This is a genomic window from Neobacillus drentensis, from assembly GCF_036965645.1.
GTDB classification, from domain to species: Bacteria; Bacillota; Bacilli; order Bacillales; family Cytobacillaceae; genus Neobacillus; species Neobacillus drentensis_D.
In genome coordinates this window covers 1-9517 of record NZ_JBALPZ010000170.1, presented here as the reverse complement: position 1 = coordinate 9517, position 9517 = coordinate 1, and the positions used below count along the sequence as shown (strand labels likewise).

Sequence of the window (9517 nt, the reverse complement as noted above, 5' to 3'; positions counted from 1 at the left end):
CCTTTATCTATAAATGCTTGAACCTGACTTTCCCCTTTTGAAATATCCAGACCAATGACTGGATTCATTTCTGAATCCTCCTCCTAAACTAGTAATTTGCCAGTACCCCTAATTCCTCCATGCAGTGTCACAGCTTCGCTTGTTATACGAGATCTAAGTCCCAACCAGCCTCAATCATGTTTCTACAAGTAGGGGGCGAACCGTTTAGCTGACGGGGTCTAAGCCCCACGGGCAGTTACGTTCTACCCTGGCTACTGATATAATAAGACCAAATAAAAAATGGTCAACCAGAAATATTTAGCATTCTGGCTAACCTTATAATACGAACGGAGCAGTTTAGTTCAAGAACGAAAGATGATAAATTTAGAATATATAGTCTAAATTTCAGTGTTAAAGGGGTCGAGTATGAGAGAAGAAATTAAATCTCAAGTAGGAAAATTAGTGGGTTTGAAGATCCCGTTCCGTGACAAAAATAGCAGTGTCCCTGTCTTCCCGATTATCTAGGTATCGTTTTAACCAAATTTCGCAGCGGATATTGAAATAGACTTCTCGTTCCTTATCGCCTTTACCTCTGATAATGGCGGATCGGGTCGACCAATTAATTCTGCCTCTATCTAAAGAAACAATTTCTCCTATTCGGCTTCCAATGGAGAACATGAATTCAAACAGAGCCTTTTCCATAGGGGTGCAGCAGGCTTCCCGTAAATGCTCAATTTCCATTTCAGTCAGAAATTTAGGGATTATACTATTTCGCAATTCATGAAAAAAGGCAAACACAATTACTGTGTTCGCCTTTTTAAAACAATGTAGAAATAGAAAATACTCGCAACACTTAATGCTTATGCTAAAGTTGGCATTCTTAATGAAGGTTTTAACTTAGGGTTTTTCTTTTGTAGTAAGAAGAAACCTTTAATTAACAAAGTAATTAAGGCTGATAATAAGCTTTTTAGTGAAGTATTCAAAGTAAATCCCTCCACATTGCAGTTTAGTGTTAAATTTATAACACTAAGGTTATTGTTACCCCTAAAAACATATTGATTCAATTTTCCTGATTAATTAATTTATTTCGATTCTCCATTTGAGGCGGTTCCTCAAGCCATCCGTTTTTAATCATAATCTCAAGTCCTTCTCTTCCATATAAATAAATATCTTTTCCTATTAATGCTGATTTCATGGCAATATCATTTCTTAATGTGAAAAATAATCCAAAGCTAGTTCCCACCATGCCAAAACCATCGAGATAGTATATGCAAGACATCATGAGTTTATCAGAAAATGGTGGGATTGTTGAAGTAGTTACAGTGCCTCCAGAAGTAGCAGAGAATTGAACATCGCTTTCTAATAGAATATCTGTCATTTCTTTTATTTGTTTTTTCGCAAGTTCTTTACCTTTTAAAAAATATTTTTTAACCTCTTTGTTCTGTGCACATTGGGCAAAACCAATTATTAGTTGCAATCCAATATTATTTGTCTCAATTCCATGATGGAGAAATCCTATTTCAAGATCATTTAAAACCCTTTTATCACTAAATGGGTTAAACCCACTCGTGTAGTTTATGCTTTCGATAAACTCAGTTGATTTTGGCATCGTAACTTTTGGAGGAAGAGTAAGAATGCCTTTTTGAAGCAAATATTGAGTAGATAAAGTATAAATATCTTGAGTAACACCAGTAAGTCCCTTGTAAATCTTCGTAACATCATCATTGTATGACATATTCATACTCATCGTGTACAAGCCCATGCTTAATTCTTTTAAAACGCGGACAAACATAATATCAAATCCATTGTCGAATAATTTAGGGGCATCCAAATTAACGTCTTCTTTTTTAAACCCTACAGGAAAAACAATTCCTTGTTGTTGAAATATTTCTTCAATTTGTAAAACATAATAATTTAACTGTTGCCACAAGCCACCCAAAATATTATTAGCTTCCTCATCATCCGCATATTTTTTAAAATATTCCAGTATTCTCAAAATAAGGGTTTTCTGACGATAAGTAAGCCAAAGTGTTCCAATCTCTGCTGCACTAATTGCCTTTATATTATTCAAAATGTTAATCCTCCAGTTTTTTTTATAAAATTTCCCAATTATATTATTCCATTTACCTCATTTTTTATGAGAGAGTCAATAGTTAGTCCTATAAATAAAACATGATTGGTAACCAAATAAGTCCGAATAAAATCCTCGTTAAAGTAAATATTGATGAGTATATAAAACCATACTTACAAAAAACGCAGAAATGACAAAGGAAACAAACAAAAAAAGGGGCTTTTCTACCCCCTTCGTCTATATAAGCATCCCACCTAGCAAACATATACATTAACTTAATAAGGGGTAAAATTAAATGTGATAAACCCGAAAGAAATGTTATTGTGGAGTATTGCACTTCCAGGCTTTGGGCATTTTTTAAATAAAAAATATATAAAGGGTACTGTATTCGTTTTCTTAGAGTTTTTGGTGAATGTTCAGGCGAACTTTAACGAAGTAATTATTTCAAGTTTTCAGGGGGATATTGAAAAAGCGATTATACAGACTAATTATCAGTGGTTAATGTTTTATCCTTGTTTATATTTCTTTGCAATGTGGGATGCGTTTAAAGATGCTGGAGGAGGAAAAGATAGCTTTTCTTTTCTACCATTTGTTTTTTCTGCTTATTTCGTAACGGTTGGATGCATTTATTCCTCGAATTTTAAACTCTCTGGTGTGTTATTAGGTCCTGTTTGGTTACCAATCATTTGTGTCATACCTGGTGTAACGATGGGCTTATTCTTAAAAAGAATATTTCTCAAAATAGTTACATAAGGAACCTATGTGAACTAACTCACTTAAACTAAACCAGCTAATAGTTTGTCAATATTTTTCATTAAAAATCTTAAAAGGCACATGATATACTAAAAATAAGCATTCCAAATAACCTTCCTAATTTAGACTATTGGAAGGTTTTTCATTGTTTAGTTTTATTTTTCATTTAAGCTATATCTTGGAAAGTTGAGTTACTTTTTAAAAGCGCATATATCCATTGTAAGAGCTTATTTGCACATGCTATTAAAGCTACCTTATAAGGCTTTCCTTCTTCGCGTTTTTTATCATAGAACTCTCTTAACCTCTTGTTGCGAGGGATAATATCTTTAGTCGTTTTCTTTTTACGACAATCACGAATGGCGCATTTAACAGCCAGATATAATGCACGTCTTAGCCTGCTGGACCCTCTTTTTGTTATTCTGTTTACAGTTCCTTTGAACCTTCCTGATTCAAAGATGCTAGGGTCAATTCCTGCAAATGCTATTAATTTTTTAGGGTGATTAAACCGATCTATCTCACCGATTTCAGAAATAATCGTTGCCGCGATTTTTTCTCCGATACCAGGGATGGATTGGATAATCTTATATTCAATAAGTTCTTTTGCTAAAGCATCTATCTCGACTTCAAACACAGATAGGTACTTTTGGTATTCTAAAAGCATATTGATATACATTTTAAGAGTTAAAATATGGCTTTGATATAAGGTTTTCTGAAAAGGATTCCTTGATGCTCCAGCTTTCAGCTCCTTTGCCTTAGTATTCGCCCACATACGAGAACGACTATTACAGTTTTCCTTTATTCTAGCTGCTATTGTTTCTTCGCTAGTTTCTAAGACATCGTTAGATGTAGGAAATTCTAATAAAGTTTGTAAAGAAACAACTGAATATAAGTCCCCAAAAACACCTTTATACTCAGGAAAAACCTGATCAAGAACTGCTTGAAACTGTAGCTTAGCTTGTACAAATATTCCTGTTAAGTTTTCGAATTGTCTTGTAAGATTACGAAGGTTTAACAGTTGAATTCCACGTTTTTTATACAGCTCTAAATCCTCTTTATAGTACAATTCACAGAGATGATTAGCATCGATTATATCTGTTTTTACTTTCCTCAAACTCGAGCTCTTGGCACGATAGGAGATAAGAGAATTTACAATAATTAATAAATAATTTCTGTCCTCAAAATACTGAACAACTGGAGTATGATAATGCCCTGTAGCTTCCAGAACAATCGGAGGTTTAACTCCTGTTAAGTTCTCAATTTCTCTTAAAAAATGATATAAAGTATCTAATCCATCAAGAGTATGTGATACTTTAAAGCTACTTTTGTAAGGTTTTTTCTTATCCAAGAAAGCTTGAACCTGACTTTCACCATTTGCTACATCCAGACCAACGACTGGATTCATTTTAAAACTCCTCCTCTAATAATTAAACTCACCGGTACCCCTAATTCCTTCTTGCAGTATCATAGCTTCGCTTGTTATACGAGATCAGAGTCCCAACCAGCCTCAAACATGTTTCTACAAGTAGGGGGCGAACTGTTTACTTTACGGGATATAATTCCCACGGGTGCTTACGTTCTACCCCGGCTACCGTAATAAAAAAACCAAATAAAAATTGGTCAACCAGAAATATCTGGCTGACCTTATAATACGAACGGGTGCTTTATTAAAACAAAAATGAACTGCTGAAGAACATCAACACTAATATACTTTTTGTATTAGTTAGTCTCGTTCAAAGATAACTGCTGTTACTGTTTCTCAAGTACAATCACATAAAATTTAGAGTAACGCTAGAACAACTAAATTTATTCAATTAGGCTTTGCACTTTTTGTTTTTGTAATTAGTCTTGGACAAACACCATTAATTTTAACAAAAATGAAATCTCAAAAGAAATCTAGACAAACATTTTACATATAAGCTGAGTTTTCCCTCAAAAAGTAATGAAAATGTTACCAAATTGTCCCTGTCCATTAACTAAACTGTAAACAAGCAATGTTATATTTATTACGGTCCTAGATCTACCAATCTCTAACGAATGACATAGTTGTAAACCCTAGCAAAAAGCCCGGTTTTCCTATTCCTAGATACCGGGCTTTTTGACGTTTGCTCTCACAAAATGCAAACTTAATCAGTTTTTTTGCTTTTAATATCATCAAGTTCTCTTTAAGTTTTTCAAGTTCATTTTTGAGATCTAAATTTTGTAGCTTTGATCCATAAAGTCGTTCAAACAAACATCCTGAAACCCAAGCCTGTTTGTCAAATCCAGCATCAAAAAAACTCAATTGTCACTTTTTCTAATTCAACTTTTTAAGCCAAGTGATTTCCCCCTAAAATTTCTAAAATATGTACTGTATTATTTTTCCATCAAAAATGGTGGATTTCAAGGGGGAGGTAAAAATATTTTTTCTACTGTTCCAAAAAGTCTACCCCGTGAAACGAATTGTCTGATAATTTAAGAGGGCGCAAGATTAATATTTTATAGTGTCCCAATAAGGTTGTTCCGAAACTTAAGCGGATATGATACAGATTTTGTTGTATAAGAGATTACATAAAAGGAATGAAACGTCAATGAAGAAGAAGAAAAGAGTTATAACATTATTGTGTGTAGGGCTCACCATAGGGGCTATTATATGGGTGGCTAGTGTCGCCCATGAACTTAAAAGTATGATTACAGATTTGAATATTGATTATTATGGTGATAACTATAAATCTAAATAGGAAATAAGGAAAGGCAGCATGAACAAGGTAGAGTAAGTGAAACATGGGGACCATTTAAGTAAAGGACTGATTAATATCGGTCCTTTTTCTTTAGAATTATGAAACAAATTTGGGGATTAACATGGAACGCGTTTCATAATTTATATTCAAACAAATATCAGAAAGCGAGGAGAAAATTTATGTTGACAATAATTTTACTTTGCTTGTTAATTTATATCTCGGCCTATTTTTGTTTGAAGGCTTCTGGACAATCGATAGATGTAAGACCAATTCAATCCTTTGAAGATTATTTCAGCGATTCTAATGAAAAAATAATGGAGAAACAACTTTAGTCTCACAGAACATAATTTGAAAATGATTTTAAAAAGGTGAGAGTATGACAAATATTAAAGATCTTGCAAGAATGGCTGGTGTTTCAGTTACAACGGTCTCCCGTGTATTAAATAATCATCCATATGTAAGTGAAGAAAAGAAAAATGCAGTTTTAGAGGCAATAAGAGTTAGTAATTATCATCAAAATATAAATGCCGTTCATTTAAGTAAGGGAAAAACACAGTTGATTGGGGTTGTTCTCCCTTTCTCGGATACTCCCTATTTTGCTTTGTTATTAAAGGGAATAGCCCAGCAAGCGTTGGCGCATAACTATAAGTTGGTTTTATTTCAGACCGATTATAAAAATAGTAGGGAATTGGAAGCATTACAAATGTTAAAACAAAAGCAGATTGATTCATTAATCATATGCTCAAGAGCGTCTGATTGGTCAACCATTGAGGATTATTTACCCTTTGGCTCAATTGTTTTATGTGAAGATGTAAAAGAGCACCAGGTGTCATCTACTTTTGTTAACCAATATAAAATCTTCTATAAAGCACTGGAATATTTATATAAAAAAGGACACAAAAAAATTGGTTATTGTATAGGCAGGAAATCAGGTACTAATAGCCAGCATCGGGAGTTCGCCTATCGAGACTTTCATAAGAAATATAAACTGTCATATCAACCTGACTATATAATCGATGAATGCCTATATTTTGAGGATGGCGAAAAAGTCATAAACCAACTAAAGAAAATGGAGATACCGTCATCGGCGTTATTAGTTACAAGTGATCAAGTCGCAGCAGGAATCGTGGTCAGCTGCCAAAATCAGGGGATATCAATACCAAATCAACTAGCCATTATTGGATTTGATAATGAACCAATTGCAAAAATGATGAACATTACAACGATCGAAATTCCTCTTTTGGAAATGGGAAGAAACCTTTTTCTTCAAGCAGTAGACGGTGATTTATCAAAGAAGGAATTATCTTATCAATTAATTGAAAGAGAAACGGTTTGATCTTCTATATCATTCATAAAATTAAAGGAGAAATGAATGAAACAATTACCACTTAACTGTCATTCTGGGCATTTGAGCCTAATGCTATAATAATGGAGATTTACTAAGAACTAAACATTCAAAAGGAGTGCTAATTTTGACAATAAAAACGATTACGCCAAAAGAACTTGAAGAGAGACTGAGAGGAGATAACCAAACTTACCTACTTGATGTCCGCTCAGAGGAAAAATACAATGATTTTCACATTGAAGCTCCTAGAATCAAAAGCTTTAATATTCCAAAAACAACGATCTTTGAACTGGAGGAAAAGAGAGATGAAGAAGTCGCATCATTACCTAAAAACAATGAAATCGTAGTAACCTGTACAACCGGAAACTCTGCCAAAAAATGTGCCACAATCTTGTCTGAAAAAAACTATAATGTCACATTGCTAGAAGGCGGAATTACTGCCTGGAAAGAGTACCTAGATTCACAAAAAAGAAACTAACCGGAATCAGAATGGTAAAACCGACAAATGCCGGTACATACGATTTGATCTGTCGGTACCATTTACATGAAGGAATGGCTGGGAAAGTAATAGTCAAATAATAAGCGGGGCCGAACGGCCTTGCTTTTTAATCCTTAATCATGAATTCAACCAATCCCACTCCATTATTTCACCATTAAACTCAAAACAAATTGGTTTAATTTGAATCTCTCCTTTTTGGTGCTTTTCATTTAACCTCTCCTCATAATACTGAAAAAATTTCTCTTTTAAAATTCCATAGAAGTAAGCAATCGGTTTTTTTACAGCATTTGTCAACTTTAGTTTTCGAATTAACTGCTTAAAGGATTGGATGGCAAGGTTAACGATTAGATCCATTTCATGGTCGAGTTCATAGCCATAGGCAGTGATTTGGACCATATGCCAATATTCTTCAATTACCTTTATATCTGGAAAGAAGCATTTAACGATTTCCACGAAAGGTTGTGGAACACGGTTGCTCACATAGGTGTAATCCAAATTAGACGGTTCCTCTTTACGTTTTTTTATCTTTTGATCTTTTTCAGTTTTTAAAAGATTAATAGTTTCATTAGGGTGGTTCATGCTTTCTTGTTTGGGTGGTTCACAAAGAGGAAAACGATTAAATACATAGAGATTGCTGGACTGAGATCCATTTCTTCTTTCGGTTTCATAGACAGAGAAAATCCCCATTTTCTTACCCTTAAGAATCATCCGTTTAAAAGTTGAACGGGACAGGATGTTTTCTGTATATTCTTGATTAATCGCTTTTAAAATGGTCCCAATTTTGGCATTACAAACACCAGGGATCTTGGCAGAGAAGCGCACTAGTCTTTTTAATCCAAGTAATTCTCCCTTTGAAAAATCCTTCTTATGATCGAGCATCCACATTTCCATATGGTGGTTAAACTCCTCTAAATTTTTAAATTGCGAATACTGCTCGAATCCCTCGATATTGCCAGATTTTATATTCATACTCCTTGAGCCACCTTATCCCCATAATCTTGGCCAGTTACGGGGTAATCCCCATTTCTGGCATTTCTAAGGTATCGTTTTTGGCTAAGGAATTCGAATCACAAAAAAACCAATTTAAGGCCATTTTTAATGCGTAAGGCCCTTTTTTAGCTATCAAATTAGAAATTTGAAGCTGTTTTTTGCAATTTGGCTTAGTTTTATATCTATTTTATTTAGCTAGGTTCGACTCCTAGAAAGTGCCGCCAACTGAATACATGGTGGATTCCTTTTATATAAATGAGAAATACCTGGTCTTTTTTTCATATTAATTAAGAGACAGATTTTATGAAAGTACAATTTGGAGATAAATATCAGGCAACATGGAGGAAGATTTTAAATAAACATTATAGTAATGGAAAAATAGCTGCCCATGTTCAGAACTGCAGATCTTGACCCCATATTAGTTTTAGAAAAGGTGGGATAGTTGGATGGTTTGGACTATTTTTATTTTCTTATTAATTGTGTTTATTGTAGGACCCATTGCCTTGCTTTTGTGGTTACATATTTTAGCCAAGAAACCGCAGCATTCGGTTATCCGAGCACACCCTTATTTGGGATGGATGCGCTACATGTTAGAAAAGATTGGACCAGAATTCAGACAATATTGGTTCGATGGTGACAATAGTGGCAAACCATTTTCACGTTCAGATTTTTTAGGGATGGTTTTTTCTGCCAAATATCGAAGTGATCTTATAAGCTTTGGTTCCAAACGTGACTTTGACAAGCCTGGGTATTATATTGCGAATGGGTTGTTTCCTTTATTAAATGAAGAATTAAGAGTTGATAACCAAGAAAAAGTCCACTCCATGAAATATAAAATTGATCATGAAGGATTGTTTACTCGTCACGAACAGCTGGAAAAGGACCAAACAACACGTTGGCTTTACCATGAGGAAGACACCATAATCGTTGGCGGAGATCGGAAATTCCCATGGAGACTTCGCGGTCCATTTGGTGCCTCGGCTACATCTTACGGAGCAGTCGGAGAAAACTATATCCTTTCAACTGGTCATGGCAGCCATATGGCAGGCGGTTCATGGATTAATACGGGGGAGGGTGGAGTTGCACCAGAGCATTTGGAAAGTGGTGTAGATGTGGTCGCTCAAATCGGTCCTGGTTTATTTGGTTTTCGCGATGATGAGGGG

The 9517-nt window shown here is 34.6% G+C and carries 9 protein-coding genes and 2 pseudogenes; 6 read left to right on the top strand and 5 right to left on the bottom strand.

What is annotated here, in order from left to right:
* Positions 1 to 456 precede the first annotated feature (456 nt).
* Positions 457 to 741: pseudogene (locus tag V7266_RS25945) on the bottom strand (tyrosine-type recombinase/integrase); the annotation flags it as partial.
* Between the two features lie 298 nt (positions 742 to 1039).
* Positions 1040 to 2050, bottom strand: a complete 1011-nt coding sequence (locus V7266_RS25940) for a DUF3231 family protein (RefSeq protein ID WP_335472133.1) — start codon at positions 2048 to 2050, stop codon at positions 1040 to 1042.
* Between the two features lie 300 nt (positions 2051 to 2350).
* Here V7266_RS25940 and V7266_RS25935 point away from each other — a divergent pair, with 300 nt between their 5' ends.
* Entirely contained in the window at positions 2351 to 2803 is a 453-nt protein-coding gene (locus tag V7266_RS25935; RefSeq protein WP_335472134.1) for a hypothetical protein, read from the top strand.
* Positions 2804 to 2969: 166 nt separating this feature from the next.
* Here V7266_RS25935 and V7266_RS25930 read toward each other — a convergent pair whose 3' ends face one another.
* On the bottom strand, positions 2970 to 4205 hold the full coding sequence (locus tag V7266_RS25930) for an IS110 family transposase (protein WP_335472132.1): 1236 nt from the start codon (positions 4203 to 4205) through the stop codon (positions 2970 to 2972).
* Positions 4206 to 4820: 615 nt separating this feature from the next.
* Positions 4821 to 5084, bottom strand: coding sequence for a hypothetical protein (locus tag V7266_RS25925; RefSeq protein WP_335472131.1), 264 nt, complete (start codon positions 5082 to 5084; stop codon positions 4821 to 4823).
* Positions 5085 to 5699: 615 nt separating this feature from the next.
* Between V7266_RS25925 and V7266_RS25920 the strand changes: the two genes are divergently transcribed.
* From V7266_RS25920 to V7266_RS30885, 4 genes and pseudogenes are all read left to right on the top strand, one after another.
* Positions 5700 to 5852, top strand: coding sequence for a hypothetical protein (locus V7266_RS25920; protein ID WP_335472130.1), 153 nt, complete (start codon positions 5700 to 5702; stop codon positions 5850 to 5852).
* Between the two features lie 44 nt (positions 5853 to 5896).
* Positions 5897 to 6856, top strand: coding sequence for a LacI family DNA-binding transcriptional regulator (locus tag V7266_RS25915; protein WP_335472129.1), 960 nt, complete (start codon positions 5897 to 5899; stop codon positions 6854 to 6856).
* 136 nt (positions 6857 to 6992) lie between these two features.
* Positions 6993 to 7343, top strand: coding sequence for a rhodanese-like domain-containing protein (locus V7266_RS25910; RefSeq protein WP_335472128.1), 351 nt, complete (start codon positions 6993 to 6995; stop codon positions 7341 to 7343).
* A gap of 14 nt (positions 7344 to 7357) precedes the next feature.
* Positions 7358 to 7444, top strand: a pseudogene (locus V7266_RS30885) (cupredoxin domain-containing protein); the annotation flags it as partial.
* Between the two features lie 37 nt (positions 7445 to 7481).
* Here V7266_RS30885 and V7266_RS25905 read toward each other — a convergent pair.
* Positions 7482 to 8333: a hypothetical protein gene (locus V7266_RS25905; RefSeq protein ID WP_335472127.1), complete on the bottom strand. Its 852-nt coding sequence runs from the start codon at positions 8331 to 8333 to the stop codon at positions 7482 to 7484.
* Positions 8334 to 8800: 467 nt separating this feature from the next.
* Here V7266_RS25905 and V7266_RS25900 point away from each other — a divergent pair.
* The coding region (locus V7266_RS25900; protein WP_335472126.1) for a glutamate synthase-related protein at positions 8801 to 9517 on the top strand (717 nt) is incomplete at its 3' end.